Origin of the sequence: Pedobacter sp. P26 (assembly GCF_050632135.1) — a bacterium.
Taxonomy (GTDB): Bacteria; Bacteroidota; Bacteroidia; order Sphingobacteriales; family Sphingobacteriaceae; genus Pedobacter.
This window is the reverse complement of sequence record NZ_CP192574.1, coordinates 6,127,891-6,146,772: the sequence shown is the minus strand read 5'-3', so window position 1 is coordinate 6,146,772 and position 18,882 is coordinate 6,127,891. Positions and strand designations below refer to the sequence as shown.

Annotated in this window: 18 protein-coding genes and 1 pseudogene; 9 read left to right on the top strand and 10 right to left on the bottom strand. The window is 39.1% G+C overall.

Annotated elements, in window-relative coordinates:
• The first annotated feature begins 26 nt into the window (after positions 1 to 26).
• Entirely contained in the window at positions 27 to 1,064 is a 1,038-nt protein-coding gene (locus ACQ86H_RS28635; RefSeq protein WP_431293265.1) for a serine hydrolase domain-containing protein, read from the top strand.
• Positions 1,065 to 1,072: 8 nt separating this feature from the next.
• On the opposite strand, the gene ACQ86H_RS28630 is transcribed toward ACQ86H_RS28635, so the two are convergent.
• The 3 genes from ACQ86H_RS28630 to ACQ86H_RS28620 are packed head-to-tail and all read right to left on the bottom strand — an operon-like array spanning position 1,073 to position 3,078.
• Positions 1,073 to 1,495, bottom strand: coding sequence for a hotdog fold thioesterase (locus tag ACQ86H_RS28630; protein ID WP_138819339.1), 423 nt, complete (start codon positions 1,493 to 1,495; stop codon positions 1,073 to 1,075).
• Positions 1,485 to 1,994: a DinB family protein gene (locus ACQ86H_RS28625; RefSeq protein WP_431293264.1), complete on the bottom strand. Its 510-nt coding sequence runs from the start codon at positions 1,992 to 1,994 to the stop codon at positions 1,485 to 1,487. Before ACQ86H_RS28625 ends, ACQ86H_RS28630 begins: the two co-directional genes overlap by 11 nt.
• On the bottom strand, positions 1,975 to 3,078 hold the full coding sequence (locus ACQ86H_RS28620; protein WP_431293263.1) for a sensor histidine kinase: 1,104 nt from the start codon (positions 3,076 to 3,078) through the stop codon (positions 1,975 to 1,977). The genes ACQ86H_RS28625 and ACQ86H_RS28620 overlap by 20 nt, the downstream gene beginning before the upstream one ends.
• Before the next feature lie 329 nt (positions 3,079 to 3,407).
• Between ACQ86H_RS28620 and gltX the strand changes: the two are divergent.
• The 8 genes and pseudogenes from gltX (at position 3,408) to ACQ86H_RS28580 (ending at position 12,923) form a co-directional block, all read left to right on the top strand.
• Positions 3,408 to 4,914 (top strand): annotated as a pseudogene (gltX, locus tag ACQ86H_RS28615) (glutamate--tRNA ligase).
• A gap of 163 nt (positions 4,915 to 5,077) precedes the next feature.
• Entirely contained in the window at positions 5,078 to 5,920 is an 843-nt protein-coding gene (gene ypfJ, locus ACQ86H_RS28610; RefSeq protein WP_431293262.1) for a KPN_02809 family neutral zinc metallopeptidase, read from the top strand.
• 104 nt (positions 5,921 to 6,024) lie between these two features.
• Positions 6,025 to 7,158 carry a sensor histidine kinase gene (locus ACQ86H_RS28605; RefSeq protein ID WP_138819343.1) on the top strand — a complete coding sequence of 378 codons (1,134 nt, stop codon included), beginning with the start codon at positions 6,025 to 6,027 and terminating at the stop codon, positions 7,156 to 7,158.
• Between the two features lie 18 nt (positions 7,159 to 7,176).
• Positions 7,177 to 10,761: a response regulator gene (locus ACQ86H_RS28600; protein ID WP_431293261.1), complete on the top strand. Its 3,585-nt coding sequence runs from the start codon at positions 7,177 to 7,179 to the stop codon at positions 10,759 to 10,761.
• 14 nt (positions 10,762 to 10,775) lie between these two features.
• Positions 10,776 to 11,147, top strand: a complete 372-nt coding sequence (locus ACQ86H_RS28595; protein ID WP_138819345.1) for a response regulator — start codon at positions 10,776 to 10,778, stop codon at positions 11,145 to 11,147.
• A 6-nt stretch (positions 11,148 to 11,153) separates the two neighbouring features.
• Entirely contained in the window at positions 11,154 to 11,969 is an 816-nt protein-coding gene (locus ACQ86H_RS28590) for a CheR family methyltransferase (protein WP_246862820.1), read from the top strand.
• Positions 11,954 to 12,538 (top strand): chemotaxis protein CheB, encoded by a 585-nt coding sequence (locus ACQ86H_RS28585; protein ID WP_138819347.1) that lies wholly within the window; start codon positions 11,954 to 11,956, stop codon positions 12,536 to 12,538. The genes ACQ86H_RS28590 and ACQ86H_RS28585 overlap by 16 nt, the downstream gene beginning before the upstream one ends.
• Before the next feature lie 19 nt (positions 12,539 to 12,557).
• The gene (locus tag ACQ86H_RS28580; RefSeq protein WP_138819348.1) at positions 12,558 to 12,923 is read left to right on the top strand and encodes a response regulator; all 366 of its coding nucleotides are present in this window, start codon (positions 12,558 to 12,560) and stop codon (positions 12,921 to 12,923) included.
• 233 nt (positions 12,924 to 13,156) lie between these two features.
• Here ACQ86H_RS28580 and ACQ86H_RS28575 read toward each other — a convergent pair whose 3' ends face one another.
• Genes ACQ86H_RS28575 through ACQ86H_RS28545 form a run of 7 tightly spaced genes read right to left on the bottom strand, consistent with a single transcriptional unit; the run spans position 13,157 to position 18,383 of the window.
• Positions 13,157 to 13,909, bottom strand: coding sequence for a DUF3137 domain-containing protein (locus tag ACQ86H_RS28575; RefSeq protein WP_431293260.1), 753 nt, complete (start codon positions 13,907 to 13,909; stop codon positions 13,157 to 13,159).
• A gap of 35 nt (positions 13,910 to 13,944) precedes the next feature.
• Positions 13,945 to 14,115 (bottom strand): hypothetical protein, encoded by a 171-nt coding sequence (locus ACQ86H_RS28570; protein WP_431293259.1) that lies wholly within the window; start codon positions 14,113 to 14,115, stop codon positions 13,945 to 13,947.
• The gene (locus ACQ86H_RS28565) at positions 14,115 to 14,672 is read right to left on the bottom strand and encodes a LemA family protein (protein WP_138819350.1); all 558 of its coding nucleotides are present in this window, start codon (positions 14,670 to 14,672) and stop codon (positions 14,115 to 14,117) included. The genes ACQ86H_RS28570 and ACQ86H_RS28565 overlap by 1 nt, the downstream gene beginning before the upstream one ends.
• Positions 14,673 to 14,722: 50 nt before the next feature.
• A complete protein-coding gene (locus tag ACQ86H_RS28560; RefSeq protein WP_431293258.1) occupies positions 14,723 to 16,120 on the bottom strand; it encodes a hypothetical protein in 1,398 nt (465 codons plus the stop codon).
• Between the two features lie 32 nt (positions 16,121 to 16,152).
• Positions 16,153 to 16,530, bottom strand: coding sequence for a hypothetical protein (locus ACQ86H_RS28555; protein ID WP_431293257.1), 378 nt, complete (start codon positions 16,528 to 16,530; stop codon positions 16,153 to 16,155).
• Positions 16,531 to 16,551: 21 nt separating this feature from the next.
• The gene (locus ACQ86H_RS28550; RefSeq protein ID WP_431293256.1) at positions 16,552 to 17,775 is read right to left on the bottom strand and encodes a hypothetical protein; all 1,224 of its coding nucleotides are present in this window, start codon (positions 17,773 to 17,775) and stop codon (positions 16,552 to 16,554) included.
• Entirely contained in the window at positions 17,691 to 18,383 is a 693-nt protein-coding gene (locus ACQ86H_RS28545; protein WP_431293255.1) for a hypothetical protein, read from the bottom strand. The genes ACQ86H_RS28550 and ACQ86H_RS28545 overlap by 85 nt, the downstream gene beginning before the upstream one ends.
• Positions 18,384 to 18,882: the final 499 nt, after the last annotated feature.

Genomic DNA, 18,882 nt, shown 5'->3' with positions numbered 1-18,882 from the left:
TTTCTATACTTTACTGCTGCCTGCTCATGCCGGTAGCAGTAAAGGCCCAAAAGCTGAATGATCAGATTGATAGTTTAATCATGACTGTAATCTCAGATAAGCGAGGACCCGGAGGTGCATTTATGATTGTCCAAAAAGGAAAGGTAATTTACCAAAAGGCTTTTGGGAAGGCTAACCTTGAGCTGGATGTTAACCTTAGTACAGAAAGTGTTTTTCAGCTAGGCTCTATGACCAAGCAATTTACCGCTGTAGCCGTATTGCTTTTAGAGCAGCAGGGCAAATTAAAGGTAAGCGATCCCATTTCGAAATACATTCCAGATTACCCTGCCGGCGATAAAATAACCATACATCATTTGCTTACGCATACTTCAGGCATTAAAGATTTTACCAAAATGAAGACTTTGGCGGATATAGCTCAAAAGGAGATGACACCTAAAATGATGGTAGATTTTTTTAAGAACGAACCTGTTGATTTTGCACCCGGCGAACGTTTTGACTATAATAATTCTGGCTATGTGCTCCTGGGCTACCTGATCGAACTCGTTTCGGGCGATACTTATGCCAATTTTATTCAGCAGCATATTTTTGATCGGCTTGGTATGGATCATTCTTATTACGCCAGCGACAAAAAAGTGATTTATAACAGGGCTTATGGTTACCAGAAGAAAGCGAATGGTTATGTAAACAAGACGGCTATTAGCTTTAGCGTTCCTTTTGCGTCAGGTGCTTTAATGTCTACTTTGGGCGATTTGCTCAAATGGCAGAATGCCTTAAGCCATAATAAGCTGTTAAACACGACCGAAACGCAGCTGGCTTTTTCACGCTATAAACTAAATAACGGAGAATTGTTCAATTATGGTTATGGCTGGCACATTAAAGAGTCTGGCGGTTTACCTGTAAGGACACATGGAGGTAGTATCTTCGGGTTTAAAAGTATGGGTGTTTATGTACCAGACGAAGATATTTATGTAGTTGGGCTCACCAACTGTGATTGCAATTCGCCAACCCTACTTACCGAAAACATAGCCAGAATGATTATAACTGAAACGTTAAAAAGTAAGTAAGTTGCCATTTATTGCGGTTTAACAATTATGGCTACCGTTAAGCGGCTAATGCAACTCATTTTTCCGCGTTCATCATAAATTTTAATTTCCCAAACATGCGTTTTGGCGCCAACATGCAAAGGTTTGCAGATTCCTTTTACCAAACCGCTTTTCACCGGTCGCAAATGGTTGGCGTTTACCTCTAAACCAACAGCAACATATTTCTCCGGGTTTATGCACATATAAGAAGCAATGCTGCCCAGGGTTTCGGCCAAAACTACCGAAGCCCCTCCATGCAGTATGCCCGCAGGCTGGTGCGTGCGCTCATCAACAGGCATGGTGCCAACAAGAAAATCTTCGCCTATTTCAGTAAAGCGGATATCAAGCAAAGCACCCAGGTGGTTTTTGGGGCGTTCATTTAAGTCTTCAATGGTAAAATCTTTAAACCACATGATAGCGTTCTTTTAAAATGGAAACATGGTGGATAATGTGTCCTCCAACAATAAACAGAATCGATTTTACATTAATTTCCCTGCCTGATGCAATTCCTTTTCTATTTAATTCTTCTTCGTTTAAAGATTTAAAAAGGTATAAGTTGGCTTTACGCACTGCGATAAACTCTTCAATCAGATCTTCCAGATCGCGCTGAGAAAAGCGGGCATTCAGGACGTAGTCATCTTCCTCAAAACCTGGCAAAGGCTGCTGTTCTTTTCGGGCAAAACAGGTAATTCGGTAAGCAAATACACGTTCAGCATCAATAATATGACCTAACATTTCTTTCAATGTCCATTTACCTTCGGCATAAGCATAATCAGCTTTACCGGCGTTCGCCCTAAACAGGGCTGGAAGACTTTGGATCTGATCGTTTAAAATTTCGAAAATATCTCGATCAACTTTACTGATATAGGCTTCGCCCCAAGTTGGATATTCGTTAGGCTGTGGTCGGTTCATATCTTAAACTGCTTTTTAATATTATTCTAAAAGTTGTGCCTTTACCCAGTTCAGAGTCTTTTACAAAAATTTCTCCACTGTGGTAATTTTCTACAATACGTTTGGTAAGCGATAAACCCAAGCCCCAGCCACGTTTACGGGTGGTATAGCCGGGTTGAAAAACCGCATCGAACTTAGATCTTGGAATACCCTTTCCGGTATCACTCACATCAATAAATACCTGTTCTTTGGCTAAATTTTCGATAATATTGATGGAAATAGACCCTTCGTTTTCGATAGCGTTTGCCGCATTTTTTAAAAGATTTTCAATCACCCAATCAAACAATGGCACGTTTAACATTGCCCTTACCTGTTCATCGCCGGTAATGCTAAATTTAACCTTGTCTGAAGTACGCACTTTAAAATAACGGATAAAATCGCTCACTACAATGTAAACCGTATGGTCTTCAAGTATAGGTTTAGAACCGATTTTCGAGAAACGGTCGGTAATAATTTCCAATCGTTTAATATCGTTTTCCATTTCGGCAATCAACGGATCATCTTCTGCATCAAATTTAGATTTCATCAGTTCTGTCCAGGCCATGAGCGATGATATCGGCGTACCCAGCTGGTGTGCCGTTTCTTTGGCTAAACCGACCCAAACATGATCTTGTTCATCTTTCCGTGCAGAACTGAATGCCGCATAAGCTGTTAAAAGGAAAAGGAAAATAACCCCCATTTGAATGTAGGGGAAATACCTCAACTGCGTTAAAATGAAAGAATCGCGGTAGTATGCCTTAAATTTTCTGCCAAATATATTCATTTCATCAGGCGGATGCTGGGCTTTCATCTGCCTCAACTGCCGTACAAAATATAAACTATCGTAAGTGAGTTTAGTATCTGCAACGGGATAATTGGTTTTAGTACTGTCTAAACCAAAAAAGGAAGTAATCATTCCGGCAGAATCAATCATGATTACAGGCGTTTTCGTGTTTTTTCTTACGGTTTCTACCACATCACGGTAATCATCATTGTCATAAAGAAACATGGCCCGTTCCTGAATCCGCACCCAAAGGTGAAACTGGTCGGCTTCCTCTCGTTCCATTTTTTTACAAAAGAATCGGTGTAAAATACTGAGGCAATGCCAATTAAGATGGCAAAAATGAGAAGGAAAAACTTCCATCGGCGTTTCTTTTGATAAGGATTCATGCTTTAGTTAGCCAAATTACAATAACAAAACGAAAAAAACATAAAACCATTATGCTTTTTCAAAAACGTGCAACAATCATTTAGAATGCACAACAGTTTCATCACAGATGAAAACACGATAAAATGGATGAAAAATATATCTTTGTAGCGAGCATAGTGCGTGGCGCACTGAGCATGGATTGCACCATGGCTCTAAGCTGATAACTCCCTGCTCTTTGCTTAATCATGGATAAAAAAGTTAGAGTAAGATTTGCCCCAAGCCCAACCGGAGGTTTGCATTTAGGTGGTGTGCGCACGGCCTTGTTCAATTATTTGTTTGCCAAAAAAATAATGGAACTTTTGTACTTCGAATAGAAGATACTGATCAAAACCGCTTTGTAGAAGGCGCAGAACAATATATTGTAAACTGTTTAGATTGGTGCGGCATTACACCAGATGAAAGCCCTAACAACCCGGGGTCTTACGGGCCATACCGCCAAAGCGAACGCAAACCCAGCTACCGCAAATTTGCCGAACAGTTAATTAGCGATGGTTATGCTTATTATGCTTTCGATACCCCGGAAGATTTAGATGCCAAACGTAAGGAAATTCCAAATTTCCAATACGGGCAGGCCACGCGTATGCAAATGCGTAATTCTTTAACCCTTACCATTAATGAGGTTGAAGAGCTATTGGCAGCTAAAACACCATACGTGATCCGCATTAAGGTACCAACCGATGAAATTGTGCATTTTAATGATTTAATTCGTGGTGACGTAAGTTTCGAAACCTCTCTGGTCGATGATAAAGTGTTGTTAAAAGCCGACGGAATGCCAACCTACCATTTGGCCGTTGTAGTTGACGATAAGGCGATGGAAATTAGTCATGCTTTTAGGGGGAAGAATGGTTGCCTTCAGCACCGGTGCATATTTTACTTTGGAAATATTTAGGTTGGGAAGGAGAAATGCCTGCATGGGCACATTTGCCTTTAATCTTAAAGCCGGACGGACATGGAAAGTTAAGTAAACGCGATGGCGACCGCTTAGGTTTCCCGGTTTATGCCATGAACTGGACCGACCCTAAAACAGGCGATGTAACCAGGGGATTTAAAGAAATGGGTTTTATACCCGAAGCTTTTATCAATATGCTGGCCCTTTTAGGCTGGAATGATGGTACTGACCAGGAGTTATTCTCCTTAAAAGAGCTGGAAGAAAAATTCTCGATAGAAAGAATTAGTAAAGCAGGAGCTAAATTCGATTTCGAAAAAGCGAAGTGGTATAACCATGAGTGGATCAAAGCAGAGCGTGCCGGGCGTCTGGCACCCAGCGTTAAAACTGAGCTTGAAAAAGCTGGTATTGAAGTTAATGATGATACTTTTTTAAATACCGTTATTGATCTAATTAAAGATCGTTGCAATTTGATGTCCGATTTTGTAGCACAGAGTAGTTACTTTTTTACCTCACCTGCAGAATATGATGTAAATTCGGTAAAGCCAAAGTGGACAGCTGAAAAAGCTGATTTCTTTAATGGTTTTGCTGATGGTTTAATATTAAGCGATGCCGTTTCTGCTGAAGCAGCATTTAAAGCCCTTGCCGAAGAAAAAGGCTTTAAACCAGGCGAATTGATGTTGCCTTTCCGCATTATGCTGGTAGGCGGTAAATTTGGTCCGGGCGTTTTTGATATTGCTGTATTATTGGGTGCAGAAGAAACTAAAGCAAGGATAACAAAAGCAATTACTGTTTTTAATAGCTAGTATAATTTTTCAGGAATACATGCATATAATGAAAGAAGCAGGTTTTAAACCTGGCTTCTTTTTTTGCCAAAAATGCGAATGGATAAATCAATAAAAATAATTTATACTTTAGCCTAACAATTATCCCATAATTGAGGTTATCCATTAAACTAAAAGGTAAATTATGCAATGGTTCGGTAAAGGCAGTAATAATGTAGAAGATGGCAGAAGTGGCGGAGGAGGAAAAACCATCCTCGGCGGCGGAGTAGGTATAATAATCGTGGTACTCGGCCTGATTTTTGGGAAAGATTTAACAGGCTTGGTTGGTCAGATTCCGGCTGCAACAGGCACTGAAGAAGTTAAACAGGGTGTACCGGCGAACGATCCGCAAGCACAGTTTGTAGCAGGTGTGTTAGAATCAACCGAGCAGGTATGGGATAAAGAATTTCAGGCGATGGGCAAGCAGTATGAATATCCTAAACTTAGATTATTTAGAGATGCGGTGCAAACCGCCTGCGGTAATGCAGGAGCCAATGTAGGCCCCTTTTACTGTCCTGGAGACCATAAAGTATACATCGATTTATCATTTTATGATGATTTAAAAAACCGTTTTGGTGCAGCAGGCGATTTTGCCCAGGCGTATGTAATTGCACATGAGGTTGGCCATCACGTTCAAAATTTATTGGGCATATCAGAAAAGCTCGATCAGGCCCGTGACCAGGTAAGTGAGAAGGAATATAACCGCTTATCGGTGAAATTAGAATTACAGGCCGATTTTTTTGCCGGACTTTGGGCGCACAATGCCCAAAACCTTAAAGATTTTAAATTAGATGAAGGTGATATAGAAGAAGCATTAACTGCTGCCAATGCCATAGGCGATGATAAATTGCAAAAACAGGCTACAGGCGAAGTTCAACCAGATTCTTTTACACATGGTACCTCTGCACAGCGGATGTATTGGTTTAAAAAAGGCTTCGAAACAGGAGATATTAAACAAGGAGATACCTTTAATTCAAATAATTTATAAAAAATCAAAACTTTTTTAAAAGTGAATTGTTTGTTTACAGTTAATGAGATTTTTGTCTCAAAACCAAACATAATTATCCCGGCTTCTTATTTGTTTTAATAAAGATGATCCTTATAGTTGATGACAGGCCTGAAAACCTGATCTCGTTACAGAAAGTACTCCAGGCACACAATTTTGAGGTTGATACCGCGTCATCTGGCGAAGAAGCGCTGAAAAAAGTTTTAAAAAACAACTATGTCCTGATTATTCTCGATGTACAGATGCCAGATATGGATGGCTTCGAGGTAGCCGAAGCCATTTCGGGTTTTAGCAAGGCAAAAGATACCGCCATTATATTTCTTTCTGCAGTAAATACAGAGTTAAAATTTATTACCAAAGGATACCTGAGCGGTGGATTGGATTACATCACCAAGCCAGTTGATATTAATGTGCTGCTCCTTAAAATAAAAACATTTTATCGCATTTACGAGCAAAATAGAAAGCTTAACGAGGTACAGGAAAAACTGCTCGAAGAAATTGAATTCAGGAAACAGGCAGAACATAAAAAAGACGAATTTATCAGCATTGCCAGTCATGAGTTAAAAACCCCTCTAACCAGTGTAAAAGGTTACATTCAATTGTTGCAGCGCAGCTTAAACAGGGATGATAAAGCCATGGCACAAAACCATCTCGAAAAAGCCAGTATCCAGCTCGAAAAACTGAACGAACTGATTGTTGATCTGCTTGATATCTCGAAAATAGAAAGCGGCAAAATGAAGTTTAACATGAAAAGCTTTTGTGCGGATAATATGGTAAACAATGCCATCGAGATGTTGCAGCAATCTAATCCCGATTTTAAAATCAGCAAACTGGGCAAAACACACGAAATGATTTTTGGTGATGAAATGCGCCTGGAACAGGTGGTAATCAATTTTATTACCAATGCCATCAAATATGCGCCGGGTACCAATCAGGTTAATGTAACCATCAACATTAAGGATGAAAAACTCTATGTGGCTGTGAAAGATTTTGGGATAGGTATTTCTAAAGAGCAGCAGCATAAAATATTCGATAAATTTTACCGCGTAGAAGAAAACAGCAACCGCTTTAACGGCCTGGGGATTGGTTTATACATCTGTTCCGAAATCATTAACCGCCATGGCGGCACTATCGGTGTAAACAGTGTTCCCGATGAAGGATCGGAGTTTTACTTTATTATTCCCATTACCGAAGAAGAAATCCTTAAAAACCAGATCTAATTATCCTTAATCCATATAATGAAAACAACTCTTAAAAGTAATTTACGTTTAGGCCTTGGCTTATCGCTAATTATTCTGTTTATCAGTTCGCTGGCCTCTTACGTAAGTATTGGCAACCTTATTAAAAGCACTGAACTGGTTAAACACAGCGATGAAGTAATTTTAACCACTGAAGGTGTAATTTCCACCTTGAAAGATGCCGAAACCGGGCAACGGGGTTACCTTCTAACTGGAAATAAAATATTTCTGCAACCTTATTATGGCTCTACCGACACGGCAATGTCCGCCTTAAACAGGATAGAGGCGCAAACGAAAGACAATGCTATTCAGCAGAAAAATATTGCCGAATTAAGAAATATCCTGGCCCGGAGACTGAATATTATTTCGTCTACAATAGAAATCAAATCACTGGGCGGGCAAGTCGATCCAACTGCACTTTTAGAAGGAAAAACCTATATGGATCAGGCCCGTAATGTTGTTAACCGCATGGTTAAAGAAGAACGCAGGTTACTCGAAAGCCGTACAGTTGAACTGAACAAACTGACATCCTATACTCCGATTCTGATTTTAATAGCTGCGGTTCTTGCAATACTTATTACCTTGTTCTTTTATAGAAAAGTATCTATCGATTTTGATGAACGTGTTAAACTTCAAAAAGAAATTGAGGATAAAAAGTATGAGATGGAGAAACGTATTGCGGCCATCAAAGAAATTGCCTATCAAATTTCTAATGGTAATTATGGCGTAAAGCTCGATAGTCAAACTCAGGATGATATTGGCGAACTTTCTGAATCGCTAAATACAATGTCATCATCATTAAAAAAATCTTTTGATATTTTAGAAGAGAATGAATGGCTGCAAACTGGCGTAGCTAACCTAAACGTGAAAATGGTTGGTGAAAAAGACGTTTTCCACCTGGCAGAAGATATTATCGAGTTTCTGGCCAATTATACCAAGAGCCAGATTGGAGCCCTGTACTTATTTAAAGATGATGGATACCTGCATTTAAAGGGGCAATATGCGCTCCAGGGACAAAACCTGGTCGAAACCTTAGAGCTTGGCCAGGGATTAATTGGCCAGGCGGTTAAATCAGGTAAGCCTATACTGTTGGAAGATGTTCCGCAGAACGAACTCACCATTACACATGCCACCGGTAATATCAAACCAGCACAGCTAATTGTACTACCAATTATTAGAAATGAAATTTCAATAGGCGGTTTAGAATTAGGTACGATTGGTAAATACAGCGATCTGCAATTGCATTTTTTAAGCCTGGTTTTATCTGATGTGGGTACCGCATTGCTGGGTGCACAGAACAGGCTAAAATTGCAGCAGTTATTGGAAGAAACGCAGGCACAATCAGAAGAGCTGCAGGTTCAGCATAATGAACTGGAAGGTTTAAACGCAGAGCTCGAAGCACAGGCACAGAAACTTCAGGCCAGTGAAGAAGAATTACGTGTACAGCAAGAAGAATTGTTGCAGAGTAACCAGGAGCTGGAAGAAAGAAGCAGCTTGCTGGAAGAAAAAAACGAACTCATAGAAGAGCGGAATATAGAGATTCAGCAAAAAGCAGAAGCGCTGGAACTGAGTACAAGGTATAAGTCAGAATTTTTGGCTAATATGTCACACGAGTTAAGAACCCCACTCAACTCCATCTTGTTATTATCAAGATTAATGGCCGAAAATGAAGCTATGGATCCCGAACACCAGGAATATGCAGAGGTTATTCAAAGCTCTGGTCAGGGCCTTTTAAGCTTAATCGACGAAATTCTGGACCTTTCTAAAATTGAGGCAGGTAAAATGGAACTCGACCGGACAAATATTAAGGTTGACGAGATCATTTCCAGCATGCGTTCCTTATTTAACCCCCTAGCTAAAGATAAGAACCTAAACTTTGTTATCGAAAAATCGGCAGAAGTTCCCGAGTTTTTTCATACCGATAAAATGCGCCTGGAGCAGATTATTAAGAACCTGCTATCAAATGCCATTAAATTTACTACGGTAGGTGCGGTAACTCTGAATATCAATACAAATGAAAAATTAGGTGCGCTGGTATTTAAAGTTGCCGATACCGGTGTAGGTATTGCGCCCGAAAAGCAAGGCATGGTATTCGAAGCCTTTCAACAGGCCGATGGCTCTACGCGCCGCAAATTTGGCGGCACAGGTCTGGGGCTTTCCATTAGTAGAGAGCTGGCCAAACTATTGGGCGGATATATTGATTTAAAAAGCGCGGAGGGGAAAGGAAGTGTTTTTACACTTACGCTACCCATTGATAAAAATAAAGGTTTTGAAGGTGTAGTACCCCAAACAGATAAACCTGTAATGGCCTTAGAGACGCCGGTAAAAAAAGTAAGCCATTTAACGGTCGACAATATTCCGCAAGAGATTGAAGATGACCGCGACAATATTCAGCCTGATGATAAGGTGATTTTAATTGTTGAAGACGATACTCCTTTTGCTAAAACACTTTTAGATTTTACCCGGAAAAGAAACTATAAAGGTTTGGTTGCCGTTCGCGGCGATGCAGGGATTGAAATGGCGAAGACTTTTAAGCCGCTTGCCATTTTACTCGATATCCAACTTCCTGTTAAAGATGGATGGCAGGTAATGGAAGAGCTGAAATCAGATCCTTCAACACGCCCGATTCCGGTACACATCATGTCATCTTTGCAGGTTAAGAAAGAAAGTTTGTTAAAAGGTGCGGTAGATTTTATTAATAAACCTTTTGCCTTTGAGCACATGCAAGAGATATTTTCAAAACTGGAGCATGCCTTAAGCCGTCATCCTAAAAAAGTACTTATTGTAGAAGAAAATGAACAGCATGCCAAGGCATTAAGTTATTTTCTAAGTAATTTTAATATCCAGACAGAAATTGTTAACCAGGTAAACGAAGGCGTTTCTGCCTTGCATAAGCCAGAGGTTAACTGTGTAATTCTGGACATGGGCATTCCGGATAAGCACGCTTACGAAACACTTGAAGTGGTAAAGAAGACACCTGGCTTAGAGAATTTACCAATCATCATTTTTACAGGTAAAAACCTTTCAAAAGGAGAAGAAAACCGGATCAAACAATATGCTGATTCTATCGTGGTAAAAACGGCACATTCTTATCAACGTATTCTGGATGAAGCAGGCCTGTTCCTTCACCTGGTAGAAGAAAAAAGCAAGGAGAAAACCAAAACACCTAAAAGGTTTTCCGAACTACAGGATGTATTGGTTGGTAAAACGGTTCTGGTAGCGGATGATGATGTACGCAATATCTTCTCCCTAACCAAAATGTTAGAGCAGCACCAGATGAAAGTGGTAGCCGCCACTGATGGTAAGGAAGCCCTGAAATTATTAAATGAAACGCCCGAAATTGATGTTGTTTTAATGGATATGATGATGCCGGAGCTAGATGGCTATGAAACTACAACAGCCATCAGACAGGATATCAAATACCGCAACCTGCCAATTTTGGCCGTTACCGCAAAAGCGATGATGGGTGATCGTGAAAAATGTATTGCTGCAGGTGCATCTGATTATATTAGCAAACCGGTAGATATGGATCAGCTGATCTCGTTATTAAGAGTTTGGTTATACGAAAATCATCATAAATCATAAACCATTTTATTTTTATGCCTCAAAAATTAATTCTCATAATTGATGATGATAACCGAAACATTTTTGCTTTAAAAGCTGTTTTAAAGGCCAAAGGTTTTGATTGTTTATCTGCTATAAGCGCACAGGATGGTTTTTCTATTTTAGAAAAACATGATAATGTTGCCATTGTTTTAATGGATATGATGATGCCGGATATGGACGGTTATCAGGCTATTGCGGCCATGAAAAAATCGGATAAAATGCGGGATATACCCGTATTGGCGGTCACTGCCCAGGCCATGGTTGGCGATAAAGAACGTTGCCTCAGCGCCGGTGCATCGGGTTATGTTTCAAAACCGATAAATGTTGACGAGTTATTAAAACAAATAGAAAATTTTACAAAATAGTAGGTGATAAGTGATGTGATAGATAACGAACAGGTTGAAATCCTGCTGAATGATGTTTTAGAAAGTCATGGGTATGATTTTCTGGAATACTCTCATGCATCGATTAAAAGAAGAATTATACGCCTCTACGGACTGGATAATTTTGTGAGTTTCGCCGAATTTCGTTATACGGTTAGAACAGATAAGCAATACTTTAAGCGTTTTTTAGAGGAAATCACGGTTAATGTTACCGAAATGTTCCGCGATCCTTCCTTTTACAAATCTTTACGGAATGATGTACTTCCTGTACTGGGTACTTATCCATTTATCAGAATTTGGGTAGCAGGTTGCTCTACCGGAGAAGAAGCTTATTCGCTTGCCATTGTTTTAAAAGAACTTAATTTGCTTCATAAGTCACTCATTTATGCCACAGATATTAATCCGTCTGTTTTAGAAAAGGCAAAAAAAGGCATGTTCCCATTAACTTATTTAAAACAGTATTCAGAAAATTATCTGCAATCAGGTGGCTTAAAAGATTTTTCAACTTATTATACCGCGAACTACTCTTTGGCGAAATTTGATGAAAGCTTAAACAGTAAGATGATCTTTTCTACGCATAACCTGGTTTCTGATCATTCTTTTAATGAGTTTCAGTTAATTTTATGTAGAAACGTTTTAATTTATTTCGATAAAGAATTGCAGCATAAAGTGTTTAACCTATTTGATGGTAGCATAGAAAAATTGGGTTATCTTGCTCTGGGAAGCAAAGAAAGTCTGGAGTTTTGGCCAAAGGCAAAAGAATATAAAAGGGTTAAAATGGAAAAAATATGGCGGAAACTGTAGATTCTACCGCTTGTAGTGCATTAGTTATTGGCGGTTCGGCAGGTAGTTTAGATGTATTGCTAGAAATTTTTCCGGCCTTACGGAAAGATATTCATTTTCCTATTATAATAGTGGTCCACCGTAAGGCAAGTAATGAGTCTCTTTTAACCGATTTATTAAAATCGCGTACCACATTGGCCGTTGCTGAGGCAGATGAAAAGGAGTTTTTAATGCCGGGTAAAGTTTTTATTGCGCCCGCAGATTACCATATGCTGATAGAGGAAGACCAGAGTATATCTTTAGATTATTCTGAAAAAGTAAATTATTCCCGACCATCAATTGACGTTACCTTTCAATCTGCAGCTGAGGTTTTTAAAGATAAATTAGTCTGCATTTTACTTTCAGGATCTAATTCAGATGGGGTGGAAGGATTAAAAAGCGTAAACAATTATAGCGGTAGAGTCGTTATACAGAATCCAGATACGGCCATAATGCCGTATATGCCACAACAGGCGGTTATAAATGTTAAGCCGCATGTGATATTGGATAGCCAGAATATGGCTGATTATATAAATAAGTTAAATGATTAATTGCTTTTCGGAGGTTAATATGATAGTTACAAAAAAAATATTTGTTTTTGATGATAACAGGGATATCCTTGATCTTTGTACATTTATTTTGGAAGATGCCGGGTACGAGATAAAAACATCTGAAAATGCCAATAATATAGAAGAACAGGTTGCAGCATATATGCCTGATTTAATTTTTATGGATAATTGGTTACCCGATCTGGGAGGAATACAGGCGACCAGAGCTTTAAAAGGCCACCCTGATTTAAAACATATTCCGGTAATTTATTTTTCGGCCAATAATGATATATCTTCATTAGCCGATGAAGCTGGTGCAGATAGTTACCTGTCGAAACCATTTGATATCGCTGCGCTCGAAGAAATTGTAAAAAAACATCTGGCCTAGCGCCGAAGACTTACGAAGTTTGAAGATGCCAGTGTGCCGGAAAAACTTCGTAAGTCTGGGTCTAATTAAACTTTCGATATAAAGTTCCACTCGAATCTTCGTCATTTCGAGCGGAGGGTAACGAAGTCAAGAACCACGAAGTGCTCAGCGAAGCTAAATCTATCGTGGCAGATCTCTCCATTCCACTTCTTTCCAGGGATGACGAATTTTTAATTCATGGAATACACTATCCATTATTCCTTACCCCAAATCCTTGTATTCAGATCCAGCTCCTTGACAATATCATACATAAAATTGATGGTAGAAATATCTTGATTTACAGTTTCTGGATTTAATAAAGATTTAAAAACAGGTGCCTCAAAATAATTCCGGTTCAAGGGGAAAGCGATATACATCCTCGATTCGATAAAGGATAAACTGATGTTATATTTGGTTTGATGATTGAGGCTTAGTATCCGCTCCATCATGGCGGGTGTAAGGATATACCTGGATTCGACCTGATCTGAACCATAAGTTACAAAGGTCTTATCAAATTCTACATTCTCCAGTTGTATAACGTCATTACTGCCAAAAGAAAACAGGTTTTTTGAAAACCATGCGCCAAAAGCTGCTCCAAAATCTTTTGGTCTGACAATGGTTATGCCATTAAATTTCTTGTTAAAATCGGCAGCAAAGATAATTCCTCTAAAAATGTCGTGCCACTCTGTTCGCCTTCCGTCTTTTGTTTCGGTTACTGTTTTATATTCAGCATGTACTTCAGCAAAGTAAAACCGGGTTTTATCAGCACATCCCATTACTAAATCTTCTGTTTTATAACGATCAGGCTCATTGCTAAACAACTGCGTGTACATAAACTCCGAAGCTTCAATTCCCCGGTAGGGATTAATTGATAAGCTTTCGTCTAAAAACTTAAGGGCAGCACCAATTACATTTGTTTTGTAGGCATTCTGGTAAGCTGTTAAAGAATCGTTGATCTTAAATAACAAAACTCCGCCGTAAATAACAGGTACTAAGCCACTAATTACGCCAGGAATAGGAAACACCCCAGGAAAAAGCCGAGAATACAAAGCAGAATACCTGCGGCAATAAAGATATAGCCTTTAGTTTGGGTACCGGCAATTCTTTTGCGCTCTACCTCCATTGTAGCCAAAACTTGCTGTAAGGCTACATTATTTGCAATATCGAACGACATTAATTATTGAAAAGCTCTTTTGCACTAATATTTTTGCGCTCTTCAGCTGCGGTTTCTAAAACAGCAATTGCCTGGAAGTTTAACATTCCGGCAAATAAACTGCCTGGAAACATCATAATTGAATTATTGTAATCGGTTACCGAAGCATTATAGGTTCTTCTGGCAGCGGCAATTTGTTCTTCACTTTCTGTCCAGGTGGTTTGCAGGTTAATAAAATTGGTATTGGCTTTTAAATCAGGGTAATTTTCAATGTTGACCATCAAACCCCTCACATTGCTGCTTAATTGCGCATCTAAATCTGCTTTTTCTGCATTGCTGATATTCGGTGAGCCAGCTTTTGATCTCAGTTCAACTATTTTGGTTAAAGTTCCCTGCTCGTAAGTAGTGTACTGTTTTACAACTTCAACAAGGTTTGGAATAAGGTCGAACCGTTTTTTAAGCATTACATCAATGGCCGAAAAGGCGTTTGTTACCTGGTTTTTCTTCCCAATAAGCGAGTTGTAAAAGAAAATCCCAATAAGAAAGATGAATCCGATAATAACGAGGGCAATAATCATAATTTTAGTTTAAGGTTTAGAGAATAAAGATAAGAAAAGGTTACAACATGTTATCGCTTTTCATTTTGCTCACGCTTTATCCGGCGTTCTAAACGTTTTTGTTTCCGTTGTAAATGATTGGCCCGCATGGCCTTAAACTTTGCAATATGCTCACGTACCTTATTCTGCTTTTCTTCAGTAATACCAATGCTATACTTTATCCCGGTAAAAAGGCCCTTCCAGATCATGTTGAAAAAAGAGGTATTTGAAGGCCTGCTGTAATTCACGGTTACAGGTACCAGCTTGCCATCTGCACCGGGGTTTTCAGATTTGATGATTAAAGCATTGGCTAAGAAAGAAAGAAAACCGCGGGTAACCAGATGATCTTTTTCGGGGTCATTTTTCATTAACGCTACAGAAAGGTCGTAATAGGAGAATGCTACCGTTCCTTTTGTGCCTGAATCGTTTGCCTTAAAATTGAACTTCAATTTATCTACATTCCCTCGGTTAATGCGTACCAGGCCAAGTGGTTTGGTAATCTGATTTAAAACCCGCGCATTAAAATTGTGTAAAACTCCATGGTAAGAAAATGCACCATCTTTAGCCTTAAGGTCAAATATAAAGTTCACATCAAGTTTTCCCTGGCCAAATAAATAAGTATTTAAGTTAACCTCCATTATTGGGTTTATGGCCTTAATATTATCAAGGTTGGTGGCATTTTTTATAATTCCAGAAGTGTTTTCAAAACTGATCCGGCCTCTTTGATTACTTTCACTGTTAAAAACAGAATAGTTAACATTTACATCTTTCAGCTGGATTTTCTGGACCAGAATAGGCGCACGAACGAGCTGCAAAAGCTGGTGGGGAAATTTACCGATCTTATTCTCCTGTGGTTTACCCGGGAGCCCATTTTGGTTAAAAACAGATATAAAACCGTTAGCAATGGCCATCTCTTTTGCCCATAGCTCCTGTTTGCTGATGTAAAGCGGTAAGTCGATGCCATTGAGCATAATATCGCGCATGCCAATATCAAAACGTTCTCTGGCATAACCCGCAACCTTGCCGAATTTCATTTCATCATGTAATGGAACCAGTGCAAAGCTATTTATCCTTAGCTTTCCTGTAGTAGCCCTGAAATCAAGCTGATCAAGCTTGATATCGTACATTTTATCAGGTGTGCGGTACACGTAGTTATTCAGGTTGATTACGATATCTTTTAGCAGGTAAAATCGGCTCGGATCATCTGCAGAGGTAGAATCAACCAGCAAATCGGTTAGCGTAATGTTAAGATCGTCTATATTGAAAGGTACTGAATTGGGTACATTTTTATTCACATATTTAAAGCTTACGTCTTTAAAACGGATGGTTTTAATGCTAAACTCTTTCAGGTTTTTAGAGATGATATCGTAAGGTGATTTAATGGGCCTGGGTGCACGCCCTTCATTAAAAGCAAATTGCCGGTTAACCATGGTTACCTCAGGTTTATCAAATATGATTTCCTCTACCTGCAGTTTTTTTCGCGGTATAGGGTTAACGGGTGGAAGCGCTTCACCACCAGTTTTTTTAAAGAAACGGTATATAAATTATTTGGTGCTCTTTTTAAGGCTATAAGTTGTTTGAACCGATTGGTGTCAGGCGTTATTTTTACGTTCTGTAAAGTGGCATTTCCCGTAAAAACATTGGTAGAAACTTTGGTAAAACTAATGGTATATAAACTATCGGTTGATTTATAGAGCAGTGTTTTAATTCTATCAGTTAAAATAGGGCGAGACTTAACATTTAACAACCAGGCTACGCCTGCAAGTAGGATAAAAACACCGATCAGTGTACACGCAATCCATTTAAAAACTTTATATCGGTATCTTTTGGTATCAGGCATTAAAAAATGAGAAATTGTGGTTTACAAGCAATATACGGTTATATACATATATTTGAAAAATGTAAGATCAGTTTTTTCTCTTCGGGCTTTTCTTGCAGCTTTTCTGTCTACCCGTTTTTGTTGCCTTATTTTTTTTGCAATTACTTTCTGTTGTTTTACCGGATCCTTTTCAGGTACTATTCCAACACCTACAATATCCTTTATCCCTACAAAAACGGTTTTCCACATCAGGTTAAAAAACGAGGCAGAATTAATTCTGTTATTGGTCATCGTGGCTGTTCTTGGTGTTTCGCCTTTTTGTGGATTTTCATCTTTAACTAAAATAGTATTAGCCAAAAAGGATAAAAACCCTTTTTTCCTGGTTCCTTCCCCATCAATATTGTCTGATAAAAGTTTTACTTTCAGGTTCGTGTACAGCATATTCATAGAACCGGTTGCTGATCTTAAATTTCCATTCGCCTTAAAATCTATATGTTGTATGTCTCCACTTTCTATTTCTACCAAGCCCAGCGCTTTAGATAAAGGATTTAGATTTTTCATATCAAATTTGCCCAAACGCCCGCTGTAGGTAAAAGCGCCATTTTGATCGGTTAGGTTGAAATCGATTTTTACATTCAGCTTTCCGGTGCCCATTAAAAGCGCGTTTAAATCTGCCTGGGCATGATTCTTTTTGTTCAATTGTAAGCTATCATTGGTTACATTTAAAATGTTTCCTGTTAACGCTTTAAAGTCAACTGATCCAATTTTTTTACTTGCAGGGTTAAACTCACCATATTTAACATGAATATCTTTCAGCTTTACGGTATCAATCAGGATGGGCATGTTTAACCTTTTCAGTGCTATATGGGGATAGTTTCGGCCTTTATCAAAGCCCGGCGGCGGTGGCGATTCGCGGCTCATAAAAACTTCTACATTGGCCGGACCAATCTTCAACGATTTTGCATATAGTTTCTGGTCGGTATTTAAACCAATAAAATCCACGCCATTAAATTCTATTTTATCAAAGCTTAAATTGTACCGGTCTTTCTGGATATTGTATTTTCTTGCAAAAGTAAGTTCATCGTACAATGGTGTAAGTTTAAATCCTTTAACCGTTATTTTTTTTGATGAGGTAGAGCCTTTAATGGTATCCACTTTCATGGAGTACATTTTATCTTTTGTTACCGATTTAAAACCTGCAATCTGAAATGATGCATCTTTGGTATAGTAAAACCTCGTTGTATCGCTTCCTGAAAGCGAATCCAACAAGAAATCGTTAATGTTAATATCAAGGTGTTTGATCGAGTTTTTGGTTTTTTTGCTGCGGTTTTGTTGATATAATCGAAATCTGCATCTACAATTTTGATGCTTTTAACACGTACCGATTTAAAGGTTTTGGAAATCTGCTCATAAAGCGATTTTTCATCTATTATGGTATCGGGTTTCTTGGTCACCTTGTTAAAAATCATGTTGATGGAGGGCTGCTGTAAAAGAATTTCCTTTACATCTATCCGTTTTTTAAAGTAGGCCGTTAGTATTCCAACCCTTGTAATCTGCAGTTTCTTTAATTTAATTTCGAAAGTATGGGCGGGAGCCAATTGTTTTTTCTTTAAGCTATCAAAAACAGCAGTATCGGGTGTTAGCGTAACATCGCGCAGAGCTAAACTACCTGTAATTACATTTAAGTTAATGCTTTTAAAATCTATCCGGTATAGATGATGGGAGCCATTATAAACACCAGCCTTAATTTTTTCGGTCAATACAGGCTTCCATCTGGCGCTTAAAAACATAGCCCCAAATGCCACAATTAAGATCAATATACCGAATATGCTTCCTATCCAAATCCAAACTTTATTTCTATGTTGAGCTGTCATTTATTATGGCTTATCAATAGGTAACATATAGAAGAGCGAAAGGTTTTTTAGGGGCAAGGCAAAAGCCGAAAGACCAAAGAGGAGGTACTGTTGCTGCATTATTGTTAAAATTATTTTTTGGAGCGCAAGGGCAGGGTAAGCAACATCGTTTGTTCCTTTGCTTCGCTTGTACGCTTCGGCCGTCGTACCTCCGGGCCTGCAGGGTACCGCTTCGCCAAGGGCTAGATTGGTTAGGCCTGTGGTATGGAAACCCCTCATAGTAGCAAGAACAGCTGTAACCTAAACCCGGCCGTAGCAGGATGCCACAATTTTTTCAATTGGGGCAGAAGTGGGGCGGAGCTGCATCGCCACATCGGCACCGAAGCTTGCATTTCCAAAAACATCCTGGCTCATTTATAAAGCGGAACTATTAATTTGGAGCGCAAGGGCAGGGTAAGCAACATCATTTGGTCCTTTGCTACGCTTGTACGCTTCGGCCGTCGTACCTCCAGGCCTGCAG